Origin of the sequence: Mycolicibacterium pallens, from assembly GCF_019456675.1 — a bacterium.
Taxonomy (GTDB): Bacteria; Actinomycetota; Actinomycetes; order Mycobacteriales; family Mycobacteriaceae; genus Mycobacterium; species Mycobacterium crocinum.
This window is the reverse complement of sequence record NZ_CP080333.1, coordinates 4,973,016-4,996,506: the sequence shown is the minus strand read 5'-3', so window position 1 is coordinate 4,996,506 and position 23,491 is coordinate 4,973,016. Positions and strand designations below refer to the sequence as shown.

The window sequence follows — 23,491 nt, the reverse complement described above, 5'->3', positions numbered from 1 at the left end:
GCAACCACCGGGGACCGACAAGTTGGGCCGGCTATACGGGAGAGTGTGCGATCTCGTTCCAGCCCTCGACCGCCTCCGGCGATCGCGGCGCGGGCCCGACGTAGATCGCCGAGGGCCGCACCAACTTGCCGAGCTGCTTCTGCTCGAGAATGTGGGCACACCAGCCGGCGGTACGGCCGCAGGTGAACATCGCGGGCATCATCTTGGCCGGCACCTGGGCGAAGTCCAGGATCACCGCGGCCCAGAACTCGACATTGGTCTCGATGGCCCGATCCGGCCTGCGCTCGCGCAGTTCGGCCAGCGCCGCCTGCTCGAGGGCCACGGCCACTTCGTAGCGCGGCGCTGCCAGCCGCTTGGCGGTGGCACGCAGCACCCGCGCCCTCGGGTCTTCGGCCCGGTAGACCCGGTGACCGAAGCCCATCAGCTTTTCCTTGCGGTCCAGCACACCCTTGACGACCGCGCGGGCGTCACCGGCGCGCTCGACCTCCTCGATCATCGGCAGCACCCGGGCGGGGGCACCGCCGTGCAGCGGGCCGCTCATCGCGCCGATCGCTCCGGACAGCGCGGCCGCGACGTCCGCACCGGTCGAGGCGATCACCCGTGCGGTGAACGTCGAGGCGTTCATGCCGTGTTCGGCCGCCGACACCCAGTAGGCGTCGATCGCCTCGACATGGCGCGGATCCGGCTCGCCCTGCCAGCGGGTCATGAAACGTTCTGTGACGGTGGAACATTCGTCGATCACGCGTTGCGGGACCGCCGGTCGGTAGATGCCGCGGGCGGACTGGGCAACATAGGACAGCGCCATCACCGACGCGCGGGCGAGGTGGTCGCGAGCGGTTTCACCGTCGATGTCCAGCAGCGGTGCATAGCCCCAGATCGGTGCCAACATCGCCAGGCCGGCCTGGACGTCGACGCGCACATCACCGGTGTGGATCGGTAGCGGGAACGGCTCGGCGGGCCGCAGCCCGTTGCCGAAGCGGCCGTCGACGAGCAGCGCCCAGACGTCACCGAATGTCACCCGGTTGCCGACCAGTTCCTCAATGTCGACACCGCGGTAGCGCAGCGCGCCACCGTCCCTATCAGGCTCGGCGATTTCGGTGGTGAAGGCCACCACCCCTTCGAGGCCTGGCACGAAGTCGTCGGGTACCACCGTCATGAGTGGATTCTCCCACTCGCCGGTCGGGTCGCCGCTATCGGTCGGTAACAGGCGGCCGAACCTTTGCGGCGTACCGTTGGTGCGTGGAATCACCCCGGGAGAATCGCCTCGCGGCGATGCGCGTGGAGTACGGCTCGGTCGAAAAGGACGGCAGCAGCGACCTCGACGTCGACTGGCTCGCCGACGGCTGGCTTGCGTTGCTGCACAGGTGGATCGCCGACGCCGAAGCGGCCGGCATCGCCGAGCCCAATGCCATGGTGCTGGCCACCATCGGCACGGGATCAGACGCGGGAAGACCGGTCAGCCGCACGGTGTTGTGCAAAAGCGTGGACGAGACCGGAATCACCTTCTACACCAACTACGACTCCGCCAAGGGCAGCGAGCTGGCGGCAACGCCGTATGCCGCCGTGACGTTCCCCTGGTACGCGCTGGGCCGGCAGGTGCACATCCGCGGCGCGGTGACCAAGGTGAGCGCCCAGGAGACCGAAGAGTACTGGTCCAAGCGCCCGCGCGGCTCACAACTGGGTGCGTGGGCGTCGGCGCAGTCGCGCCCGATCGGCTCGCGCGCCGAGCTGCTCGGCCAGCTCGCTCAAGCCACCGAACGCTTCGCCGCCTCCGAGCAGGTTCCCGTACCCCCGCATTGGGGCGGCTACCGGATCGCGCCTGAGGTCATCGAGTTTTGGCAGGGTCGAGAGAACCGGGTACACAACAGGATTCGCGTCACCAGCGACGGCCAGATCGAGCGGTTGCAGCCCTAGGTGGCAAGGCTCTTCGCCGACACCACCCCGCTGAGAACGCCGGACTTCCGGCGGCTGTGGGTGGCCGGCATCGTCACGGTCATCGGGGCCAACCTCACGATCTTCGCCGTCCCCGTCCAGCTGTACGCACTCACGCAGAGCTCGGCATACGTCGGGCTGTCCGGAGTGTTCGCACTGGTGCCGCTCGTGGTTTTCGGCCTGCTCGGCGGAGCGTGGGCCGACGCCATGGACCGGCGGGTGTTGCTGATCATCACCTCCTGCGGCCTGGCGGTGGCATCTCTGCTGCTGTGGCTGCAGGCCGCGCTCGGGCTGAACAATGTGTGGGTGGTGCTGTGCCTGCTGTCGGTGCAGCAGGCGTTCTACGCCATCGACAGCCCCACTCGCTCGGCGGCGATCCCGCGGATGATCCCCGGTGACCAGCTGGCGGCGGCCAACTCGCTGAACTTCACGGTGTTTCAGTTCGGCGCGATCGTCGGCCCGCTGATGGCCGGGGTGATGCTGCGCTGGATCGACCTCTCCACGCTCTATCTGCTCGACGCCCTCACCTGCCTGGTGCCGATCTGGGTCGCCTGCCGGCTCGCGCCGATCCCGCCGGCCATCGGTGGGAAGGGCATGGGATTCGACGCGCTGCGCTCGGTCGTCGAAGGCTTCCGGTTCCTGTCGGGCAACAAGGTTGTGCTGATGTCCTTCGTCGTCGACCTGATCGCGATGATCGCCGGCATGCCACGGGCGCTGTTCCCGCAGATGGCGCATGAGAGTTTCGGCGGCCCGATCCAGGGCGGCACCACCATGGCGCTGCTGGCGGCCGCGATGTCGGTGGGTGCGGTGGCCGGTGGGGTGTTCTCCGGGTGGTTCCCGCGTATCCAGCGTCAGGGCCTGGCCGTGGTGATCGCGATCGTGGTGTGGGGTGCGGCGATGGTCGGCTTCGGCGTGGCCGGTGGGCTGGCGCACGGCCACACCGGCCTGTTCTTGTGGATTGCGTTGGCCTGCTTGGCGATTGGCGGTGCGGCGGACATGGTGTCGGCGGCGTTCCGGTCGACGATCCTGCAGCAGGTGGCCTCCGACGACTTGAGGGGCCGGCTGCAGGGCGTCTTCACCGTCGTGGTCGCGGGTGGTCCCCGGCTGGCCGACGCCGCGCACGGCGCGGCCGCCGCAGTGGTCGGCACGACGATCGCGGCGGCCGGTGGTGGCGCGCTGGTGGTGGTCGGTGTGCTGATCGCCGCCGCGCTGGTCCCGATTTTCGTTCGCTATCGGGTGCCCGCCGCGAAGCCGTAAATCGGCACGTAACGACTAGGATCGGGGCCTGGCCGACGTCATCGCGCAGCCACCTCCGGGACTGCGCGAACGAAAGAAGCAACGTACCCGCGCCATGCTGGTCGATGCCGCTGTGAAGCTGTGCATCGAACGCGGATACGGCAATACGACCGTCGAGCAGATCGCGGCCGCCGCCGAGGTGTCGCCGCGGACGTTCAGCCGATATTTCCCGACCAAAGACGCGGTGATGATGACCGTGCTCGACGACCTGGTTCACGCCGCCGTCGCCGAACTCGCCACGATCGGCGCGGACGTCGCCCCACTCGCCGCGCTGGCCCGCGCGCACAGCCAGGCCCTGCGCAGGGTGCCGACCGGTGAGGTCACGGAGTTGACCACGCACCGGCTGGTCCTGATGGTCAACGTCATCTCCTCGTCCAGCGCGCTGCGACTAGCCGCTGCGGCGACGCGACTGCAACCGTTGGCCGTCGCGGTGGCGGCGCGGATGGGTGCCGACCCGATGGACCGGCGGGTGGCGCTGATCGTGTCGGTGTGGGGCGCGATCACCGCGGCCGCATGGGGGCAGTTGGTGATCGGACCCGATGACTACACCAACTGCGCGGCGATCATGGCCGAGCGACTCGACCTCGCCTTCGGTGAATTCCGCGATATCGCCGCCCTGGAGACGGGAACGGCGCTACCCTCTACCGTCTGACGTCGGGGGGCGCCCACAGGTCGAGGGGGGAGGCGCGACGTGGCGACTATCACGAAAATTCCCGTCCCCGGCCTGCGTGAACTCAAGAAACAACGAACCAGGTCGATGCTGATCGACGCCGCCGTCCAGCTGTGTATCGACCGGGGCTACGACAACACCACCGTCGAGCAGATCGCGGCCGCCGCCGAGGTCGCGCCGCGCACTTTCAGTCGCTACTTCTCGGGCAAGGAGGCGGTGATCGTCGCCATCCTGGACGAGGTCGCCGACGACGTGGCGGCCGCCTTTGCCCGCCAGCCACTCGACATCACCCACTACGAGGCATTGGCCCGCGCTCACCTCGAGACCTTCGGCAGCGAGCAGTACGGCACCTCGACGTCGTTCGAGCGGATGCGACTGTTGCTGACGATCGTGAATTCTGCTCCGGCGATCGGGCTGGCGCCGTTCATGTTCCGCGCGGACGGGTTCCACCACGGCGCGGTCGAGGTCGCGGCACAGCGGATGGGGGTGTCCGCCGGACACCCGTCGATTCGCATCCTCTTCGACACCTGGGCGGTGGTGATGGGGGTGGCCTGTTACGGGCTCGGTACCCCCGGCCGTCCGCCGATCGAGCCGGACGTCGTCCGCGACCGAATCGAGTCGGTGTACGCGCTTTTCACCCAACTTTGGACGCCGTAGGCGACCCCGGGCCAAACCCCCGCGGGCGTATCGGCAGAATAGCGACTACCTTCACCTACATACGGACGCATCGCATGCGTCGACGAGCTCAGAAGGGGTTCATGTGGCCGCAACCGACGAGACCGCCTCCCTGAAGTACCCGGGCGGCGAGTTGGACCTGGACATCGTCAAGGCGACGGAGGGGTCTGACGGGATCGCGCTGGGCTCGTTGCTGGCCAAGACCGGATACACGACGTTCGACCAGGGTTTTGTGAACACCGCGTCGACCAAGAGCGCCATCACCTACATCGACGGCGACGCCGGCATCCTGCGCTACCGCGGCTACCCGATCGAGCAGCTCGCCGAGAAGTCGACCTTCATCGAGGTGAGCTACCTGCTGATCTACGGTGAGCTGCCGACCACCGAGCAGCTGGAGAAGTTCACCACCCAGATTCAGCGGCACACCCTGCTGCACGAAGACCTCAAGCGGTTCTTCGACGGCTTCCCGCGCGATGCACATCCGATGCCGGTGCTGTCCAGCGCGGTCAACGCGTTGAGCGCCTACTACCAGGATTCGCTGGATCCGCTCAACAAGAAGCAGGTCGAGCTGTCCACGATCCGGCTGCTGGCCAAGCTGCCGACGATCGCGGCGTACGCCTACAAGAAGTCCGAGGGTCAGCCGTTCCTGTACCCGGACAACTCGCTGACGCTGGTGGAGAACTTCCTGCGGATGACGTTCGGCTTCCCGGCTGAGCCCTACGAGGTCGATCCCGAGATCGTCCGCGCGCTGGACATGCTGCTGATCCTGCACGCCGACCACGAGCAGAACTGCTCGACGTCGACGGTGCGGCTGGTCGGCTCCTCGCAGGCCAACCTGTTCACCTCGATCTCCGGCGGCATCAACGCGCTGTGGGGTCCGCTGCACGGCGGCGCCAATCAGGCCGTGCTGGAGATGCTGGAGAAGATCCGCGTCGGCCAGGACGATGTGCAGACGTTCGTCAAGAAGGTGAAGAACAAAGAAGACGGCGTGAAGCTGATGGGCTTCGGGCACCGCGTCTACAAGAACTACGACCCGCGGGCGCGCATCGTCAAGGAGCAGGCCGACAAGATTCTCGGCAAGCTCGGCGGCGACGACGAGTTGCTCGACATCGCCAAGCAGCTCGAGGAGATCGCGCTCACCGACGATTTCTTCATCGAGCGCAAGCTCTACCCGAACGTCGACTACTACACCGGCGTGATCTACCGCGCGATGGGCTTCCCGACCCGGATGTTCACCGTGCTGTTCGCCCTCGGCCGGCTGCCGGGCTGGATCGCGCACTGGCGGGAGATGCACGACGAGGGCAGCAGCAAGATCGGCCGCCCGCGCCAGATCTACACCGGGTACACCGAGCGCGACTACGCGACCATCGACACCCGCGGCTAAACCTGACTGTCTACTAAGCCACACCGGCTTGACCGTCGAACGGTTGTAGATTCACAATAGTTGTGTGATTACAACTGTCGGTGAGATCAGCGCGCGGCGCAAGACGATCATCCTGGCGTCCTGCTGCCTGAGCCTGCTGATCGTGTCGATGGATTCGACGATCGTGAACGTCGCGATCCCGGCTATCCGCACCGACCTGCATGCCACCGCCTCGCAGATGCAGTGGGTCATCGACATCTACACCCTGGTGCTGGCGTCGCTGCTGATGCTGTCGGGGGCCACCGGTGATCGCTTCGGTCGCCGCCGGATCTTCCAGATCGGCCTGGCCACCTTTGCGGTGGGCTCACTGCTGTGCAGCCTGGCGCCCGACATCGACACTCTGATCGGCGCCCGCCTGGTTCAGGGATTCGGCGGTTCGATGATGAATCCGGTTGCGCTGTCGATCATTTCGCAGATCTTCGTCGGCCGGGTGGAGCGCGCCCGCGCGCTCGGGCTGTGGGGCGCGGTGGTCGGTATCTCGATGGCGCTGGGCCCGATCGTCGGCGGCTTCCTGATCGAGGCGATCAGCTGGCGCGCGGTGTTCTGGATCAACCTGCCCATCTGCGCGGCCGCCATCATCCTCACGGCGATCTTCGTCCCCGAGACCAAGTCGGCCACCATGCGCGATATCGATCCGGTCGGGCAGCTGTTGGCCGTGCTGGCGCTGTTCGGCGTCGTCTTCGTGCTCATCGAGGGGCCGGGTATGGGCTGGACCAACCCGCGGATCCTCGCGATCGCGGCCGGCGCGGCGGTGGCCCTGCTGGCCTTCCTGCGCTACGAGTCCCGCCGCCACGACCCCTTCATCGATCTGCGGTTCTTCCGCAGTGTGCCGTTCTCGTCGGCTACGGTCATCGCCGTGTGCGCCTTCGCCGCCTGGGGGGCCTTCCTGTTCATGATGTCGCTGTACCTGCAGGGGGAGCGCGGGTATTCGGCCGCCCACACCGGCCTGATCTACCTGCCGATCGCGATCGGTGCGCTGTTCTTCTCGCCGCTGTCGGGCCGGCTGGTCGGCCGGTTCGGCGCCCGCCCGTCGTTGTTGGTGTCCGGTGTCCTGATGACCATCGCGTCGGTGATGCTGATCTTCCTCACCCCGACTACACCGGTCTGGGGGCTGCTGGCGATCTTCGCGGTGTACGGCATCGGGTTCGGCATGGTCAACGCGCCGATCACCAATGCGGCGGTCAGCGGTATGCCGCGCGACCGGGCCGGTGCGGCCTCGGCGGTGACCTCGACCAGCAGGCAGGTGGGCGTGAGTATCGGTGTGGCACTGTGTGGTTCGGTTGCCGGCTCGGCGCTGGCGGTCGCGGGCGCCGACTTCACCGCCGCCGCCAGGCCGCTGTGGTTCCTCAACATCGCCCTGGGCGTGGTGATCGTGGTGCTCGCGATCGTCTCGACCTCGGCGCGGGTCAAGCTCTCTGCGCAGCGGCTGGCGCCGCTGATCGACGATCACCGAAATGAGCATGCCCATGTCGGGTAATCCGGTAGCCGACCAGGTGTGGCGGTCGATGTCGAGCCTGGTGCTGGACAATAAGGACCGCTGGCGCCGAGCGGTGGTGGATCGAACGGGCTTGCCGTTCAGCAGAATTCGGATCCTGCGTCGGCTCGCAGCCCAGCCGATGACGGTCAAAGAGGTCGCCGAGGCGGCGACCATCGACGCACCCGCCGCCACGGTGGCGGTCAACGACCTGGAGGCCCGCGGACTGGTGGTCCGCCAGCCCCATCCGGAGAACCGACGCTGCAAGCTGGTGTCGCTCACCGACGCCGGCCGCGACGTCATCGCCGTCCTCGATGAGACCGACGACCCGGCACCGCAGATGCTGGCCTCGCTCGACGAACAGGACCTTCAGGCGTTGCAGGAGATCCTGGCTCGCGTGATCAGCTGAGGTAGCCCTCGACCTCGTCGCCGGGCCGCACGCTGGCCTGGCCGGGGTCGCCGCCCGTCTCGCGCAGAGCGCGACGCTGCCGAAGCAGGTCCCAGCACTGGTCGAGCTCGGTTTCGATGGCCCTCAGGCGCTCGTGCTCCTCGGACGGGTCGAGTTGTCCGTGTACCACCCGCTCACGCAGTTCGCGCTCCTGCGCGACCAGGTCGTGGATGCGGGACAGGGTGTCGTTGTCGTCTGCCACTGCTCCAGTGTGCCCGACGACGACGGCTCAAGACGGCGAAGCGAGCGCGCCGGCGAACTCGGTGCAGAACCAGTCGACGTCGGTGCTCGAGAAGACCAGCGGTGGGCGGATCTTCAGCACATTGCCGTCGCGGCCGCACACCGAGATCAGCACCCGGCGCTCGCGCATGGCGTTGACGAGTTCCCGGGCGCCGGCCCGGTCTGGCGCGCCGGTCTCGTCGATCACCTCGACGCCGACGTACAGCCCGGTGCCGCGGACATCACCGATGCGCGGATGGTCGGCACCGAGGCGCGCCAATTCGGTGCGCAGCTGCGAACCGACGTCCGCGGCGTTGCGCATCAGCTTCTCTTCTTCGATGACGTCCAGCACGGCCGCCGCCGCGGCGATCGTCACGGGGTTACCGCCGAAGGTGTTGAAGTAGGGCACCTCGCGGGCGAAGACATCGAGGACCTCCGAGCGGGCCGCCATCGCCGCGATCGGCATGCCGTTGCCCATCGGCTTGCCCATGGTCACCAGGTCCGGCACAACGCCGTGGCGCAGGAAGCCCCACATCGCCTCGCCGGTGCGGCCGAATCCCGGCTGCACCTCGTCGGCGATGAACACCCCGCCGGCGCGATGCACCGCCTCCACGGCGGGCGCCAGCACGGAGGGATCGGGGTAGATGCCGTCGGAGGAGAAGATGGTGTCGACGATCAGTGCGGAGAATTTGACGCCGCGTTCCTTCAGGTCGGTGATGGCGGCGACGACGTCGGCGGTGAACGTCTCGGCGAGTTCGGCGGCCGGCACGCGGTAGCTGTCCGGCGGCGGGACCGTGCGGACATGGTCGCCGAGCACCGTCGCCCCGCCGATGGACGGCGAGATCGCGGTGACCGCGGCGGTGTTGCCGTGATAGGCGTCGGTGGTGACGATGACACCCTTTGCGCCGGTGTACATTTCGGCAACGCGCAGGGCCAGGTCGTTGACCTCCGAGCCGGTGCAGGCGTACATCACCTGATCGATCTGCTCGGGCATCGTGTCCAGCAGGCGCTCGCTGTAGTTCACGATCCCGCCGTGCAGGTAGCGGGTGTGCGTGTTCAGGGTGGACAGCTGACGGGTGACGGCCTCCACCACGTGCGGGTGGCAGTGGCCGACGCTGGCGACGTTGTTGTAGGCATCCAGGTAGCAGGCGCCGTCGGCGTCGTAGAGCCGCGTCCCCTCGCCGCGGACCAGGTGTACCGGCCGTTGGTAGAACAGCCGGTACGCCGGGCCCAGGATGCGGTCACGGGCCGCGATCAACGATTCGGTGGCGGGGTCGACGGGGTGATCCGCCGAGTAGCTGTTGGAATCCATGATGTTGGAAAAGCTCATGCTGCTACTTCCTCGTTGATGCGGCCCGTGACTGTCCTCACTGGCGTTCGTGCGACTCTTCGAGCACCGTCCGGCCCAGCTCCGAATAGCGCTGCGGGGAGCGGTATTTCAGGACCACAGCAAGCAGGATGCCGCCGATGCCGACCACGCCGACCACGTAGGGAATCGCAGCGAAGACCCAGTCCGACGCCGCGGTGCCCGCTGCGAACGAGGCGTTCTTGGCCAGCAGGTAGGTCACGTAGAGCATGCCGAGACCGCCCAGCAGCGGTGCCAGGAAGGTCCGGAACCAGTTGGCTGTCTCGGGGTGATTCTTGCCGACATGGAAGTAGGCGATCACCGAGAAGGCGGCCAGCGCCTGCACGATCATGATCGCCGTGGTGCCGAGCAGCGCCATCAGCCCGTACAGCCCGGTGTAGGGGTCACGTCCGGTGAGTGCGAAGAACAGCACGACGACGGTCGCGAAGGCGGTCTGTACGAATCCGGCGATGTGCGGCGAGCCGTGCGAGGAGTGCGTGGCGCCCAGCGTCTTTCGCATACCGGGGATCACGTTCTCCCGGCCGATCGCATAGATGTACCGGGCGGCGCAGTTGTGGAACGCCATGCCGCAGGCGAACGATCCCGTCATCAGCAGGACCTTGAAGACGTCGACGGCCCAGACGCCCAGGTGGGACTGGATGGGTCCGAAGAAGATATCACCGGCGGTGGCCGAATCCTGGGCCAGCGCAATGGCATTCTGCGGACCGGTACCGACGATCGCCAACCACGAGACGAGAACGTAGAAGACACCGATGCCGACCACCGAGCTGATCACCGCGATCGGGATGATCTTCTTCGGGTTCTTGGACTCCTCGCCGTACATCGCGCTGGATTCGAAGCCGACCCACGACCAGAACGCGAAGAACAGGCCGATGCCTGCCGATCCGGCCACCGTGAGCATCTGGCCGCCGGGGCCGGCGACGGTGCCGCTCAGGTTCTGGAAAGCGTTGAGCGGGTTGAGCGAACCCCACGACCAACCCTGCGGCCCACCGCCGGTGAACAACACCGAGAGCGCCAGCAGCGAGAGCATGACGATCTCGGTGATCAGGAAGACTCCGAGCACGCGGGCGGCGACGTTGATGTCGAAGTACGTCAGCAGCGCGTTGATCGCGAGCATGGCGATGGCGAACACGATCCACGGAATGTTCACGTGGAAAAGGGAATTGAACGTGTCGTTACCGAAGAACGCGAAGATGCCGATGATCGAGGCCTCGAACACCATGTAGGCCATCGCGGTCAGGAACCCCGCGCCGAGGCCGACGATGCGGCCCAGGCCGTGCGAGATGTAGCCGTAGAACGCGCCGGTGGCGGTGATGTGCTTGCTCATCGCGGCGTAGCCGATCGAGAACAGCGTCAGCACGATCGTGGCGACGAAGTAGCCGGCGGGGGCGTACGCGCCGTTGCCGAACCCGACGGCGATCGGCACATTGCCGACCATGGCCGTGATCGGTGCGGCGGTCGCGACGGCCATGAAGAGGACGCCGATCAATCCGACGGCATTGGGCTTCAGCCGCTGAACCGTGTCGGATTTGGCATCGGTACCGGCGGGCGCCGGCGGATCGATGATCTCGCTCATTGTGTGGATTCCGATCTCGAACGTGACTGGAGGTCGCGCTGTTTTTTGGTCTGGTATTTCCCTGATGCGGACGCACCCGGGGGCTGATGGCGATGTCGGCACGGCTTTGTGGTGCGACGACGACATTGTTACCCCCGCCAGATCCCCTGGTCAACAGGAACTTACGCCCAATACGCAAGAGATGTTTCCTGTGTGTTTCCCAAAACCGGGCCAGGAAACAAAACCGTTAAATGTGCCGATTTGGTCTGCTCGACGCTCGGTTATGGTCCACACTGTTCGCATGCCGGGATTGCCGCCGACTCATGAGTCCTTCGCGCGCGCAGCACTGCCCGCTTACGGTCGTGTCAGCGATACACCATTGCGGCTGCTCAGCCTGTCGGAGAACGCCACCTATCTGGTCGAAGACGACGACCCGATCGTCCTGCGGGTGCACCGCCCCGGGTATCACTCGCTGGAGGCGATCCGCTCCGAGCTGGCGTGGATGCAGGCGCTGCGGACGGAGACCTCGGTGGCCACGCCGGAACTGGTCGCCGCGCGCGACGGCACCGATGTGGTCGCCGCGGAGTTCGACGGCGATGTCCTGCACGTCGACGCCGTCACTTTCGTCGCGGGCTGCACGGCCGAGGAGGATCCCGACGCGGTCGGCTTCGACCAGCTCGGCCGGCTCACCGCGGTCATGCACGAGCACGCCAGGAACTGGACATTCCCCAAGGGTTTCACCCGGTTCCGCTGGGATCTGGAGACGATCCTGGGCCCGGACGCCCGCTGGGGCAACTGGCGGCTGGCACCCGGTCTCACCGACGACGACCGGGTGCTGATCCAGCGCGCCGCCGACGACATCACCGCCAAGCTGACCGAGTTCGGCTCAGCGCCAGACCGTTTCGGCCTGGTCCACGCCGACCTGCGGCTGGCCAACCTGATGGTCAATCCGTCCGACAACGGCGCGGGCATCACTGTGATCGACTTCGACGACTGCGGATGGTCCTGGTACCTCGCCGATCTCGGGGCGGCGGTGTCGTTCATCGAAGACACTCCGGCCGGTGAACGCATCATCGCCGAGTGGCTGACCGGCTACTTCCAGGCCGGTTCGATACCCGAGGACCACCTCGCGCTGATTCCGTCCTTCGTGATGATGCGGCGGATCATGCTCACGGCGTGGATCGCGTCGCACTTCGACGCCGACGCCGCGATCGGCGTCGGGGCGGACTTTGCCCCCAACACCGCTCGGCTGGCACAGCGATATCTCGAGGACCGAACCTGGCTGCAGGACGCGATCTTCGGCTCGCGGGTCTAAAACCCTTTCCAGACAAGGAGTTACGCGTGTTTGATCTGCAGTCCACGTCCGTCGTGGTGACCGGCGGGAGCAAGGGGATCGGGCGCGGCATCGCCTCGGTGTTCGCCACCGCGGGCGCCAACGTGGCGATCGCCGCGCGCTCGGCGGCCGAATTGGATTCCGCAGTCGCCGATCTGGATGCGCTGGGCAGCGGCAAGGTGTTGGGAATACAGACCGATGTCGCGGATCCGGTTTCCTGCGCCAACCTCGCTGCCGCGGCCGTCGATGCCTTCGGCGGCATCGACGTCGTCTGCGCCAACGCGGGAATCTTCCCGGATGCCCCGCTGGCCACGATGACGCCCGCGCAGCTGGCGGAGGTCCTCGACGTCAACGTCAAGGGCAACATCTTCACCGTGCAGGCGTGCCTGGACGCGCTGATCGCGTCCGGGCGCGGCCGGGTGATTCTCACCTCGTCGATCACCGGGCCGATCACCGGCTTTCCGGGCTGGTCGCACTACGGGGCATCGAAGGCCGCACAGCTCGGCTTCATGCGCACCGCCGCAATCGAATTGGCGCCACACGGGATCACCGTTAACGCCGTCCTGCCGGGCAACATCTTCACCGAAGGCCTCTACGACAAGGGCGAGGACTACATCGCCGGCATGACCAAGGCGATCCCGGCAGGCACGCTGGGCAAGCCAGAGGACATCGGCCATCTGGCTGCTTTCCTCGCCACCGTCGAGGCCGGATACATCACCGGCCAGGCGATCGCCGTCGACGGCGGTCAGGTGCTGCCCGAATCGCCGGATGCACTGAATACCTAGTCCGATGGAGGAGTCGGAAGGGGGACCGATCGCGGAGGATGTGCGTCGGCGCATCCTGTCGATGCTCGCGCAGGGCACCCTTCGGCCGGGCTCGCGGCTGGGTACCGAACGCGAGATGGCCGACCGCTTCGAAGTTTCCCGATCCACTCTGCGCAGTGCGCTGTTGCCGTTGAGCCGCGCCGGCGTGCTGGAGCGGCGGACCGGGCGTAACGGAGGCACATTCGTGCGCGCCGACGTGGTGCAGCGCAACGCCGCCGAGCTGGCCGGTCTGCCGGCACGATTGGCAAGCGGCGGGCATACCAGTGCGACCCGCGTGTTGGCGACGGACCGCAGGCCGTCCACCGCGGCGGAAGCCGCGGCCCTGGAAATCGAGCCCGGCGACGACGTTTTCGCGATCCGCCGGTTGCGCTTCGCCGACGGCGTGCCGCTGTCGGTGGACTTCTCGTGTTTCGTCGCCGGGCATGTCATCGATCTGCTGGAACAGCCGCTCGGCGGCTCGCTGTACGAGTTGATCGCCGTACGCTACGGCCTGGTGCCGGCCACCTCGAGCGAGACGATCGAGGTGGTCAGCGCCAGCCCGCGGGAGGCCGACTGGCTCTGCATCGCGCACCGGCGGCCGCTGGTGGCGATCACCCGGATCACGCGCGACGCCGACGACCGGCCGTTCGAGTACGCCTACGACCTGTTCCGCGCCGACCGGGTGCGGCTCACCGCCACCACGTCGACGGTCACCGCGCGGGAGCGCCGAGGTACGGATGGACGGGTGGAACGCTCGGTCAGCAGTGCGTGAGGGACTACTGTGTGACCGGTGACGAGCAAACCCGTGATCGAATTCCCCGACGGCCCGGCGCCCAGCGAACTGGTCATCAAAGACCTGGTGGTCGGCGAGGGCGATGAAGCCAAGCCCGGCGCCGTCGTGGATGTCCACTATGTGGGTGTCGAGTACGACACCGGCGAAGAGTTCGACAGCTCGTGGAACCGCGGGGAGTCCATCTCCTTCCCGCTGCGCGGGCTCATCCAGGGCTGGCAGGACGGCATCCCGGGGATGAAGGTGGGCGGCCGGCGGCAGCTCACGATCCCGCCCGAGCAGGCGTACGGCCCGGCCGGCGGCGGACATCAGTTGTCCGGCAAGACGCTGATCTTCGTCATCGACCTGCTGGCCACCCGCTAGCAGCACTGTCGGCCTGCGCGCTGAGCGCAGGCAGCGTGGACGGATCGCGCAGCAGCCCGCGCACCAACATGGCCGCCAGTTCGCGGGCGACGTGCTCGCGCGAGTAGTTCGGGTGCCGGAACGGGCTGGTGCCGTCCGGGGTGTGCGCCGCCGAGTTCCGGTAGCGGCGCTGCACACCCTCTTCAGCGGCGCAGATGTTCAGTGCGGCGAATTCCGGGTCGCACTCGATGAATTCGCCGCACGCGATGCCGTCGCCGATGAGTGTCGCCACATGCCGGTGCAGTGCCGCGGTGTCCGCCCAGAACTGAGCGAAAACCTCGGGTTGTTGTTCGGCGAGTACCTCGACCTCACAGATGTCGACCGCCGCCGTGCACAGCTCTCCGATGTCCAAGCGCAGCAGGCGCAGCAGCCGCACGGCAGGTGAACCGGGCGCGGCCACCATGCGTTCGGCGAACTCGATCGATGCCCGGTTCACGGCGAGGAGCCCGAGGAGGATGTCCTCCTTCTGGCGGAACCAGTAGTACAGCGAGGACTGGCCCAGTCCGCAGGTGCGGGCGATCTCGGTCATCGTGGTGTTGAGATAGCCGCGCTCGGCAAACAGCCGGGCGGCGACCACCAGGATGTCATCGCGACGGTCGAACTCGGTCTTCACGACATCAGCATCCCGCCGTTGATCTGCACGCACTCACCGGTGAACGCGCTCGCACCGGCGAGGAACCGCACCACGTCGGCCACGTCGGCGGGCTGCACCAACCGGCCAATCGGCATGTCGGCGGTGTACTCGAGGTGCAGCTGTTCCAGGCTCACGCCGCGGAATTCGGCGTCGCGATTGAGCTGTTCGGTCTCGGTGGGTCCCGGGGCAATCGCGTTGACCCGCACGTCGGGCGCCAGCTCGCGGGCGAGCGAGCGGGTCATCCCGAGCAGTCCGGCCTTGCTCGCCGCATACGCGCTGAAGCCCGGTTCACCGCGCAGGCCGGAGATGCTGCAGATGTTCACGACCTGCCCACCGGCTGCGCGCAATGCCGGCGCGGCAGCCTGAGTCAGCCACAGCGGAGCCGTCAGGTTCACGTCGATGTCGCGCCACCACAGGGACATCGTCGCTTGTGTGGGTTCGACAACCGTCATCGTCGCGGCATTGTTGACCAGCAGATCGAGCCGGCCGAAGTGTCCGACGACGGCGTCGACAACCGACCGGCACGCCGCCCGGCCGCGCAGGTCCGCCGCCAATATCTGTGCAGCACCTGGGATTTCGCCGACTCCGGGCAGGTCCGTCGCGGTCACGGTCCAGCCGGCCTCGGCCAACGCCGCCACGATCGCGCGGCCGATACCGCCACCCGCACCGGTGACCAGGGCAACCGGCGCACTCACTGGATCACCACGCCGCCGTTGAGAGACACCACCTGGCCGGTGAGCCACGTCCATTCGGCCACATCGACGATCGCGCGCGCCACTTCGTCGGGTGTGCCGAACCGCTCCAGCGCGATGCTGCGCCGGTAGTCCTCGCCGCGCCATCGCTCGGTGAGCATGTCGGTATCGGTCGGACCCGGGCAGATGATGTTGACGCGCACCTGATCCGGGCCGTACTCGCGGGCGACCGAGCGAACCAGCCCGATCATCGCCGCCTTCGCCGTCACGTACGGCACGTGGTTCTCGTCACCGAGCAGAGCCAACTCCGAGGAGATGCCCACGATGGAGCCGCGCCGCCGTGCACGCATCCGGGGACCCACGGCCGCAATCACATTGGCGCATCCGCCGAGGATCACCGACAGGCTGCGGTGCCAGAGCTCCTCGGTCACGTCGGCCAGCGGCACGTCGACATCGAAGCCCGCACAGGCCACCGCGACATCGATCGGGCCGAGATCCGACTCGACCGCGCAGACCAGTGACTCGACGGCGTCGATGTCGGCGACGTCGGCCTCGTACGCGATGCCACCGATATCGTCGGCCACCTGCTTGGCCTTGGCCTCGTCACCGAGATGGTCGACGGCGACCCGGTAACCGCGGGCGGCAAGGAGATACGCTGTGGCACGGCCGATTCCGGTGGCGCCACCGGTGACCAGGGCGGTACCCGCCACGTCAGCTCCGCTGATCGGCGGTCAGCTGCATGGCCGTCCGCTCGATCGGTTCGAACTCGGCGTCGAGGATCGACACGATGTGGTCGACGATCCGCTCGGTCAGCAGTTCGCCCTTGGCGACACTGGCCTGTGTTGCCGAGGCGAGTATGCCGGAGGCGGTCGACATCGACGGGTCGATCGGCAACACGTCCCACGGCACGTTACGGGCCGGCGCGTCGTCGATGATGCGGTCCATCCGCACCGTGGCCGGGCGGAGATATTCGAACAGTGAGGTCTCGATGACCGCGGCATGCTCGAGCGCGAGTCCGGGGAAGCCGTCGGGGAACAGCACCTCCAGATCGGCGGCGTCGAATTCGGGCATCGCGTTCTCGACGACGACGATCTTCACGCCGGGGAACCGCCCGGACACCAGGTAGGCCGGCTCGTACACGAAGTTCGTGTTCTCGAAGTGCCAGCTGTACAGGACAATTCGGCGAAACCCGGTGCGAATCAGTTCTTCCAGCAGGTCTTCGATCATCGCGATGAAGGTGGTGGCACGCAGCGAGAGCGTGCCCGGGAAATGCTGGCCGCCACCGCTGGCCGGACGCGACCGATAACCGAGCCGAAGCGACGGCCCCACCACGAACGGCCGCTTGGCCGCTGCCAGCCGCAGGAGTGCTTGCGGGATAACCCAATCCGCGCTCACCGGCAGATGGGGACCGTGCTGCTCGGTTGACCCCACCGCGATGACGACGGGTGCGTCGGCGGCGGCGGCCGCCGCGATCTCCGGCCAGGTCATCCACTCGTATTCGACGGTACCGGCCCCGAGGACGGGACTCATCAGATCGTCAGTCATCGCTCACCTTCGCTGCAATGCCGCATTTATCGGCTGGCTAATTGATAACACGGCAGCGCGAATTCCGCTGTTTCGATACGTTATCGAAACAGGCGGTTCTCGCCGGCGAAACACGTCAGTTTCGGACGTATCCCAGGGCTGGGTCGACGATGTTGTGCAACCGCTCGCCACGCAGCCAGCGCCGCAGGTTGTCGACGAAGACGCCCATCATGTCGACCTCGAACCCGACGTAGTCCCCGGACATGTGCGGCGAGACGAGGACGTGGGGCATCGACCACAGCGGTGAGTCCGCGGGCAGGGGCTCCACCTCGAAGACGTCGAGTGCGGCCCCCGCGATCGTGCCCACCCGCAGGGCTTCGACGAGAGCCGCCTCGACCACCGTAGGTCCGCGGCCGACGTTGACGAGGAACCCGTCCGGGCCCAGCGCGGCGAGCACCTGCGCATCGATCAATCCGGTGGTGGCGGGGGTCAACGGCACCGCGGCGATGAGAATGTCGACCTCGGCGGCGACGGCGGCCAGGTCACCGGACTCCCGGCGGCCAATGAGCGTGACCTGAACATCAAGCCTGCTCAGGCGGTCGGCGATGGCCCGGCCGATCGAACCGGTACCGACGACGGCGGCCTGCTTGCCGGCCAGTCGGCCGGTGGTGCGGTACTGCCACGTGCCGGTGCGCTGAAGCGCGAGGGTGTCCGCGATGCCCTTCACGTGGCTGAGCACCGCGGCCAGTACCCACTCGGCGATCGGGGTGTCGAAGACGCCGCGCGAGTTGGTCAGCGTGACACCGCGTTCGGTGAGCTCGGGGCAGATCAATCGATTGACGCCGACGGACGCGGCGTGCACCCAGCGCAGCCGCTCGGCACTGCGCAGCGCCGCCGCCAGATCGGCGAAGCGGTGGTCCCAGACGTACAGCACCTCGGCGTCGGCGAGCTGTGCCGAGGTGGGTGTGCCGTGCACCTCGACGACGTCGACGTCGGGCGGAATCAGCCCGAGCGGTGGAGGCGGCAGTTCAGGATCGGGCTCGGCGAGCACCAGCACCCGGGGACGACTCGACAAGGCTGCTCCATTCGGCTCGCCACGACGCACACGACCAATGTCGATAAAGTGTTTTCGAAAGCCTATCGGAATAGGACCACTGTGGCTGATGTCAGCAATTTCCTCGATCCGGATGCCGGTGAGCCGGTCATCACCGATCCGGCCGAACTGCGCGCTCATCGCAAGCGCCGTCTTGCGCTGGCGTACCGGGTGTTCGGCGCCATGGGCTGGGGGTCGCTGGGCGACGGGCACATCTCCGCGCGTGACCCGGAGCGGACGGACTCCTTCTGGCTCGGTCGCTACGGCGTGCCGTTTCGATTCATGACCATCGATGATCTGGTCTTGGTGCACGCCGACGGAACGATCGAGGGCGGCGGCCATATCAACGTCGCCGCCTACTACATCCATGCCCCGGTGCACGAGGCTCGTCCGGACGTCGTCGCCGCCGCGCACTGCCATACCCCTTATGGGACACCGTTTTCGGCGACCGTCACCCCGCTGGCGCCGATCTCGCAGGAGGCCTGTGCGTTCTTCGACGATCACGAGATCTTCGACGACGAGGAAGTCAACATCGGCTCGACCGACGGCGGCAAGCGCATTGCGGCCGCCATCGGTGGAGCAAGGGCCGCGATCCTGCGCAACCACGGGTTGCTCACGGTGGGCGGCAGCGTCGACTCGGCGGTCGGCTACTTCCTGATGATGGAGCGCAGCGCGGAGGTTCAGGTCAAGGCGCGCGACGCCAAGCCGATCGGAGCCGACGCCGCGCGGCGGGTGCACGATATGTTCGACGAGGTGGCCGCCTGGCAGGTATTCCAGTGGGCGCAACGGACATACGTTCCCGACGCATCCTGACGCTCAACTGTTGGCCACGATCAGACTGAGCAGGTCGAAGACCACCGTGGCTGCGGCGATCGAGGTGATCTCGGCATGGTCATAGGCCGGTGCCACCTCGACGACGTCAGCGCCGACGATGTTGATTCCGTTGAGCCGCCGCAGCATTCGCAGCAGCTCGCGTGAGGTGAGCCCCCCGCATTCGGGGGTGCCGGTCCCGGGGGCGAAGGCGGGATCCAGGACGTCGATGTCGATCGAGAGGTACACCGGCAGATCGGCGACGCGCCGGGCCACGACGTCCACGGCGGCCTCGACGCCCATGACGTCGAGGTCACCGGCCCGGATGATCTTGAATCCCATCCTGGCATCGTCGTCGAGGTCCATCTGGTCGTAGATCGGGCCGCGGATGCCGACGTGTATCGAGTGGTCCTCGATCAGCAGGTCCTCTTCGAACGCCCGGCGAAATGGGGTGCCGTGCGTCACCGGTGCGTTGAAGTAGGTGTCCCAGGTGTCCAGGTGCGCGTCGAAGTGCACGAGCGCAAGCGGACCGTGAAAAGCCCGAAGCGCCCGAAGGTTCGGCAAGGCCACCGTGTGGTCGCCGCCGATCGCGACGAATTTGCGTGCGCGCTCGCCGATGATGTCGCGCATGCCGTTCTCGATCTGGCGACAGGCTTCCGGGATGTCGAACGGCGTGATCGTCACGTCTCCGGCATCGACGATTTGCACCTGCTCCAGCGGCGCCACGCCGAGATCGACGTGATAGCCGGTCCGCAACGTCCGGGCGGCCTGGCGCACGGCCATCGGGCCGAACCGCGCTCCCGGCCGGTAAGAGGTGCCACCGTCGAACGGTAGACCGACGACCGCGATGTCGTAGTCGGGTACCTCGTGGATGTCGGCGATCCGGGCGAATGTGCCCTTGCCTGCGTAGCGGGGGACCTGGGTAGCCGGCGTGGCGCCAACGGGCTTCTCGGCCATCAGTGGTGGTGGTGGGGTCGGGCGCCGCCCTCACCGCGGCGGCGCGCTTCTTCGCCCTCGGTGATCAGGCGCAGTTGTTCGTCGACTTCCCGTCCGGCCAGCAGGGGCTGCATCGGATCCCAGGTCGTGCCGTTCGCTCGGTCCCTGCGTCGGCGCGCGATCGCGGAGATGACCTCCAGCACAACGCGATTGCCGAGCAGTGCGGTGATATCCGCGTGGTCGTAGGGCGGCGCCACCTCGACCACATCCACTCCGAGGACGGGTAGTTCGTAGCAGATGCGGCGCACCGCGTCGAGCAGCTCACGGGCCGAGAAGCCGCCCGGCTCAGGTGTTCCGGTGCCCGGTGCATGTCCGGGATCGCACACGTCGATGTCGACCGAGATGAACACACCCTCGCAGTCGGTGGTGGCGATCTCGAACGCCTCGGTCAGGCACGCCTCCAACCCGCGGGCGACGATCTCGGTCATCTCGTATGACCGCAGGCCGTGGGCGGCCATCCACTGCAGGACAGGCTCGTCGGGCCAGTACCCGCGCAATCCCAACTGCAGGAACCGGTCTCCGCGCAGGGCGCCGGATTCGATCAGCCTGCGCATCGGGGTGCCGTGGCCGACCAGCGAGCCGTTGAGGATGTCGCCGGTATCGGCGTGGGCGTCGAAGTGGATCATCGAGACGTTGCCGAACCCGTGGTGGCGGGCGACACCGGTGTGGTCGGGCCAGGCGATCGTGTGGTCCCCACCGAGGATGATCGGGATCGCGCCCGCGGCGGTGATCTTGTAAACGTCCTCCTCGATCAGCCTGACCGCCTGCTCGATGTCACCGCTGTAGAGCATCACGTCGCCGGCGTCGTAGACGCGCAGATCCTTCAGGCCGTCGACCCGCAATGCGAGGCTGGGCCGCGAGCCGTCCTGTGGCAGGTAACACGCCTGACGCAATGCAGACGGTCCGAACCGGGCGCCGGAACGGTAGCTGGTGCCGCCGTCCAGTGGGGCGCCGAGAATGACGATATCGGCGTCGGCATAACTTGATTCGTCGGTGAGGTCGCACCGGGGTACACCGAGGAAGGTGATGTCCGGACCGAACAGGACTCCTGCCATGTGTGATTGCCTTTCGTTACTCAGGTGCCGTGCAGTGCGATGACGGCTTTGAACGCGTGCCGCAGGGTGGCCCGGATTCGGCGTTTGTCGACCGGGCCCAGCGGGCGGTAGAGGTTGTCGATCTCCAGACCCGCCATCACCGCCATCACCGTCCGGGAATCGAGTTCGGGCTGTCCGGACCCCAACTCGCGGAAGAGCCGGCTCAGCGCGGGAATCATTGCCGCATACCAAGCTTCGAACATCGGCCGCAATCGTTCGTCGCGACTCGCTTCGGTGACCAGTTCATAGCGCGTGACTATCGCCCCGCGCGGAGAGCTGAACCCGTCGATGATCATGTCGGCGACCAGATCGGCGAGCTGTTCGGCAGGCATCGAGGGCTCGAGGCGTTCGGCGGTGGCCACCACGCGGTCGATCTCGCGGTCCGAGAGTTGTGCGAACGACTGGGCGATCAGATCGGACTTGTCGTCGAAGTAGTAGCTCAACGCGCCCAGCGGTATCTGAGCCTGGTTGGCCACCAGGCGCATTGACAATCCGGCCAGCCCGACTTGGGCCATGACCTCAATCGCGGCATCGATGATCTCGGTGCGGCGGGCCGCGCCGCGGGCGGTGGTACCCGCCGTCATCCCTGGTGCTTCAGTGTGGAGAAGTCGGTGTCCCACATCCACGCCGGCTGGCTCTGCCAACCGGAGTAGCCCTTCCGCGCGGCGACCGTGTTGTACAGGTCAGACAGGTGGATCCAACACAGTGAGTCGCGGTAGGCCTTGGCTGCCTCGACGTACAGGGCCTGCGACTTGGCCGGGTCGGGTTCGGCGCTGCCGGCGTCCAGGAGCTTGTCCGCCTCGGGCACCGAGCAGCCCTGGATGTTGACCGGCGCGTTGGTGTATTGGTAGATCCGCGAGAAGGTATCGGGGTGAGCCGCATCAGGATTCCACGACTCCGCGAACAGATCGGGGCGCTGGTCCGGATTCTGGGGCAGCGCGAAGAGTTGCGCCGACGGGAAGTCGCGGATCGTGGCCTTGAAGCCCGCGGCCTGCAGAATCACCTGGGTCTGGTTGGCCAGGTCTTGGAGGGCGCTGTCACCGGACGGATAGCCGATGGAGACCTCACCGCCGCTGCGGCCGATCGCGGCGAGCTTCGACGGATCGTAGGTGTGTGTGTCGGGTACCGCCCCGTCCGGGAGCATCCCGGCCGGGTAGAACTGCGTCGACGGAGTTCCCTGTGCACCGAAAACCTGTGTGGTCAAAGCTTTCTGATCGAGTGCGGCGGACAAGGCCGCGCGTGCGTCTTTCAAGGAGAAGACCGCCGAGGTCGGATTCACCATGATCATCGTCTTGATCAGCGCCTTCTGCTGCAGTACCTCGGTGTCGGCGCCGGTGGCCAGGGCCTCGTAATCGCCCTTGGACAACCCGTGCAAGACCATGTCGAGTTCGCCGTTGCCGAGCTGGAGGCGCTGCACCGCGGAGGCGGTGACCACTGGCATTTCCACGGAGGTGATCTGCGGGGCGGGGCCCCAGTAGTTCTTGTTCGCCGCCATCGTGTAGTGACTGGCCGGGACCGCTTCGGTCAGCTCGTAGGGGCCGGTGCCCGCGGTGTGTGATGCCAGCCACGCCGACGCATGGTCGTTGCCGCTGGCATGTTGGGCGACCGCGGTCGGGCTGGTCATCAGCGGACCGTAGGGCGAGGCGAGGTAATCCAGAAAGGGTGCAACAGGTTTGGTGAGAGTGACCACGAAGGTGTGTGGGTCGGGAGTCTGCATGTCCTTGACGTCGGCCAGCATGTAGGCCGGACCGCCGGCCATGTCGGTCCGCCGCTGGAAGCTGGCCTTGGCGGCCGCTGAGTCGAATGGCGTGCCGTCGGCGAACTTGACGCCGTCGCGCAGCGTGAAGGTGTAGGTCAGCCCGTCCGGTGAGACGTCCCACTTGGTGGCCAGCAGCGGCGCGATCGTCGTCGAGCTCGGCGCGTACTGCAGTAGGCCCTGGTAGGCCGACGTCATGATCAGCAGGCCCTCGGGTTGGTAGAACGTGTCCGGGTCCAGCGACGGCGGGTCGGACATCAGCGGAGTGCGCACGGTCGACGCCGCGGCGGCATTAGTGCTGGGACTGTTGGTCTTTCCCGAGCATGCGGTACCGGCGAACAGCAGGGCGACGATCGCCAGGGGCGCGATTCCCGACGTGAGTTTCATCTGGCCAGCTTCGGGGCGGCTGATTTCCGCTGTGTGACATGACGGTTACCACCTTGTACGAACGTCCAAGACTTGGACGTTCGACCTAGAAATGCCGGCCGGGGCGCTCTAGTGTCTGG

General features: G+C 67.0%; 25 protein-coding genes. 12 read left to right on the top strand and 13 right to left on the bottom strand.

Going from position 1 to position 23,491, the window contains the following annotated elements:
- Nucleotides 1–31: 31 nt before the first annotated feature.
- On the bottom strand, nucleotides 32–1,156 hold the full coding sequence (locus K0O64_RS24295) for a citrate synthase 2 (RefSeq protein ID WP_071950315.1): 1,125 nt from the start codon (nucleotides 1,154–1,156) through the stop codon (nucleotides 32–34).
- Between the two features lie 116 nt (nucleotides 1,157–1,272).
- Here K0O64_RS24295 and pdxH point away from each other — a divergent pair, with 116 nt between their 5' ends.
- The 7 genes from pdxH to K0O64_RS24260 all read left to right on the top strand — a co-directional run bounded on the left by pdxH (nucleotide 1,273) and on the right by K0O64_RS24260 (nucleotide 7,879).
- The gene (gene pdxH / locus K0O64_RS24290) at nucleotides 1,273–1,914 is read left to right on the top strand and encodes a pyridoxamine 5'-phosphate oxidase (protein WP_071949284.1); all 642 of its coding nucleotides are present in this window, start codon (nucleotides 1,273–1,275) and stop codon (nucleotides 1,912–1,914) included.
- Nucleotides 1,915–3,189 carry an MFS transporter gene (locus K0O64_RS24285; protein WP_071949285.1) on the top strand — a complete coding sequence of 425 codons (1,275 nt, stop codon included), beginning with the start codon at nucleotides 1,915–1,917 and terminating at the stop codon, nucleotides 3,187–3,189. It begins immediately after the preceding gene.
- 94 nt (nucleotides 3,190–3,283) lie between these two features.
- Nucleotides 3,284–3,880 carry a TetR/AcrR family transcriptional regulator gene (locus tag K0O64_RS24280; protein ID WP_220045822.1) on the top strand — a complete coding sequence of 199 codons (597 nt, stop codon included), beginning with the start codon at nucleotides 3,284–3,286 and terminating at the stop codon, nucleotides 3,878–3,880.
- Between the two features lie 39 nt (nucleotides 3,881–3,919).
- Nucleotides 3,920–4,555, top strand: a complete 636-nt coding sequence (locus K0O64_RS24275; protein WP_071949287.1) for a TetR/AcrR family transcriptional regulator — start codon at nucleotides 3,920–3,922, stop codon at nucleotides 4,553–4,555.
- 103 nt (nucleotides 4,556–4,658) lie between these two features.
- Nucleotides 4,659–5,957: a citrate synthase gene (locus tag K0O64_RS24270; RefSeq protein ID WP_071949288.1), complete on the top strand. Its 1,299-nt coding sequence runs from the start codon at nucleotides 4,659–4,661 to the stop codon at nucleotides 5,955–5,957.
- Between the two features lie 64 nt (nucleotides 5,958–6,021).
- Entirely contained in the window at nucleotides 6,022–7,473 is a 1,452-nt protein-coding gene (locus K0O64_RS24265; protein ID WP_096312241.1) for an MFS transporter, read from the top strand.
- The gene (locus K0O64_RS24260) at nucleotides 7,463–7,879 is read left to right on the top strand and encodes a MarR family winged helix-turn-helix transcriptional regulator (RefSeq protein WP_071949289.1); all 417 of its coding nucleotides are present in this window, start codon (nucleotides 7,463–7,465) and stop codon (nucleotides 7,877–7,879) included. The genes K0O64_RS24265 and K0O64_RS24260 overlap by 11 nt, the downstream gene beginning before the upstream one ends.
- Here K0O64_RS24260 and K0O64_RS24255 read toward each other — a convergent pair.
- Genes K0O64_RS24255 through K0O64_RS24245 form a run of 3 tightly spaced genes read right to left on the bottom strand, consistent with a single transcriptional unit; the run spans nucleotide 7,872 to nucleotide 11,079 of the window.
- The gene (locus K0O64_RS24255; protein WP_071949290.1) at nucleotides 7,872–8,120 is read right to left on the bottom strand and encodes a DUF2630 family protein; all 249 of its coding nucleotides are present in this window, start codon (nucleotides 8,118–8,120) and stop codon (nucleotides 7,872–7,874) included. The two genes, K0O64_RS24260 and K0O64_RS24255, sit on opposite strands and share 8 nt — an antisense overlap.
- A gap of 27 nt (nucleotides 8,121–8,147) precedes the next feature.
- Nucleotides 8,148–9,467, bottom strand: coding sequence for an aspartate aminotransferase family protein (locus K0O64_RS24250; protein WP_220045821.1), 1,320 nt, complete (start codon nucleotides 9,465–9,467; stop codon nucleotides 8,148–8,150).
- Nucleotides 9,468–9,504: 37 nt separating this feature from the next.
- Nucleotides 9,505–11,079 carry an APC family permease gene (locus tag K0O64_RS24245; protein ID WP_071949292.1) on the bottom strand — a complete coding sequence of 525 codons (1,575 nt, stop codon included), beginning with the start codon at nucleotides 11,077–11,079 and terminating at the stop codon, nucleotides 9,505–9,507.
- A gap of 280 nt (nucleotides 11,080–11,359) precedes the next feature.
- Here K0O64_RS24245 and K0O64_RS24240 point away from each other — a divergent pair, with 280 nt between their 5' ends.
- The 4 genes from K0O64_RS24240 to K0O64_RS24225 are packed head-to-tail and all read left to right on the top strand — an operon-like array spanning nucleotide 11,360 to nucleotide 14,347.
- Nucleotides 11,360–12,373 carry a phosphotransferase enzyme family protein gene (locus K0O64_RS24240; protein WP_071949293.1) on the top strand — a complete coding sequence of 338 codons (1,014 nt, stop codon included), beginning with the start codon at nucleotides 11,360–11,362 and terminating at the stop codon, nucleotides 12,371–12,373.
- Nucleotides 12,374–12,399: 26 nt separating this feature from the next.
- The gene (gene fabG / locus K0O64_RS24235; protein WP_071949294.1) at nucleotides 12,400–13,176 is read left to right on the top strand and encodes a 3-oxoacyl-ACP reductase FabG; all 777 of its coding nucleotides are present in this window, start codon (nucleotides 12,400–12,402) and stop codon (nucleotides 13,174–13,176) included.
- Between the two features lie 4 nt (nucleotides 13,177–13,180).
- Nucleotides 13,181–13,966: a GntR family transcriptional regulator gene (locus tag K0O64_RS24230; RefSeq protein ID WP_071949295.1), complete on the top strand. Its 786-nt coding sequence runs from the start codon at nucleotides 13,181–13,183 to the stop codon at nucleotides 13,964–13,966.
- A gap of 18 nt (nucleotides 13,967–13,984) precedes the next feature.
- On the top strand, nucleotides 13,985–14,347 hold the full coding sequence (locus tag K0O64_RS24225) for an FKBP-type peptidyl-prolyl cis-trans isomerase (protein WP_071949296.1): 363 nt from the start codon (nucleotides 13,985–13,987) through the stop codon (nucleotides 14,345–14,347).
- Here the strand turns inward: K0O64_RS24225 and K0O64_RS24220 are convergent.
- The 5 genes from K0O64_RS24220 to K0O64_RS24200 all read right to left on the bottom strand — a co-directional run bounded on the left by K0O64_RS24220 (nucleotide 14,322) and on the right by K0O64_RS24200 (nucleotide 18,311).
- Complete coding sequence (locus tag K0O64_RS24220) at nucleotides 14,322–14,999, bottom strand: TetR/AcrR family transcriptional regulator (protein ID WP_220045820.1); 678 nt, start codon at nucleotides 14,997–14,999, stop codon at nucleotides 14,322–14,324. The genes K0O64_RS24225 and K0O64_RS24220 overlap by 26 nt on opposite strands.
- Nucleotides 14,996–15,715 carry an SDR family NAD(P)-dependent oxidoreductase gene (locus K0O64_RS24215; protein ID WP_220045819.1) on the bottom strand — a complete coding sequence of 240 codons (720 nt, stop codon included), beginning with the start codon at nucleotides 15,713–15,715 and terminating at the stop codon, nucleotides 14,996–14,998. The genes K0O64_RS24220 and K0O64_RS24215 overlap by 4 nt, the downstream gene beginning before the upstream one ends.
- Nucleotides 15,712–16,422: an SDR family NAD(P)-dependent oxidoreductase gene (locus tag K0O64_RS24210; protein ID WP_220045818.1), complete on the bottom strand. Its 711-nt coding sequence runs from the start codon at nucleotides 16,420–16,422 to the stop codon at nucleotides 15,712–15,714. Before K0O64_RS24210 ends, K0O64_RS24215 begins: the two co-directional genes overlap by 4 nt.
- A gap of 1 nt (nucleotide 16,423) precedes the next feature.
- Nucleotides 16,424–17,257: a creatininase gene (locus K0O64_RS24205; protein ID WP_225933535.1), complete on the bottom strand. Its 834-nt coding sequence runs from the start codon at nucleotides 17,255–17,257 to the stop codon at nucleotides 16,424–16,426.
- A gap of 115 nt (nucleotides 17,258–17,372) precedes the next feature.
- Nucleotides 17,373–18,311, bottom strand: a complete 939-nt coding sequence (locus K0O64_RS24200) for a D-2-hydroxyacid dehydrogenase (RefSeq protein ID WP_225933534.1) — start codon at nucleotides 18,309–18,311, stop codon at nucleotides 17,373–17,375.
- A gap of 81 nt (nucleotides 18,312–18,392) precedes the next feature.
- Between K0O64_RS24200 and K0O64_RS24195 the strand changes: the two genes are divergently transcribed.
- Nucleotides 18,393–19,142: a class II aldolase/adducin family protein gene (locus tag K0O64_RS24195; protein WP_096313001.1), complete on the top strand. Its 750-nt coding sequence runs from the start codon at nucleotides 18,393–18,395 to the stop codon at nucleotides 19,140–19,142.
- A gap of 3 nt (nucleotides 19,143–19,145) precedes the next feature.
- Here K0O64_RS24195 and speB (K0O64_RS24190) read toward each other — a convergent pair whose 3' ends face one another.
- From speB (K0O64_RS24190) to K0O64_RS24175, 4 genes are read right to left on the bottom strand one after another with little or no spacing between them, the layout of a single operon-like run.
- Entirely contained in the window at nucleotides 19,146–20,096 is a 951-nt protein-coding gene (gene speB, locus K0O64_RS24190) for an agmatinase (RefSeq protein WP_220045817.1), read from the bottom strand.
- Nucleotides 20,096–21,190: an agmatinase gene (gene speB / locus K0O64_RS24185; RefSeq protein WP_220045816.1), complete on the bottom strand. Its 1,095-nt coding sequence runs from the start codon at nucleotides 21,188–21,190 to the stop codon at nucleotides 20,096–20,098. Before speB (K0O64_RS24185) ends, speB (K0O64_RS24190) begins: the two co-directional genes overlap by 1 nt.
- A 20-nt stretch (nucleotides 21,191–21,210) precedes the next feature.
- A complete protein-coding gene (locus tag K0O64_RS24180; protein ID WP_071949307.1) occupies nucleotides 21,211–21,813 on the bottom strand; it encodes a TetR/AcrR family transcriptional regulator in 603 nt (200 codons plus the stop codon).
- Nucleotides 21,810–23,372, bottom strand: a complete 1,563-nt coding sequence (locus tag K0O64_RS24175; protein ID WP_220045815.1) for an ABC transporter substrate-binding protein — start codon at nucleotides 23,370–23,372, stop codon at nucleotides 21,810–21,812. The genes K0O64_RS24180 and K0O64_RS24175 overlap by 4 nt, the downstream gene beginning before the upstream one ends.
- Nucleotides 23,373–23,491 lie beyond the last annotated feature (119 nt).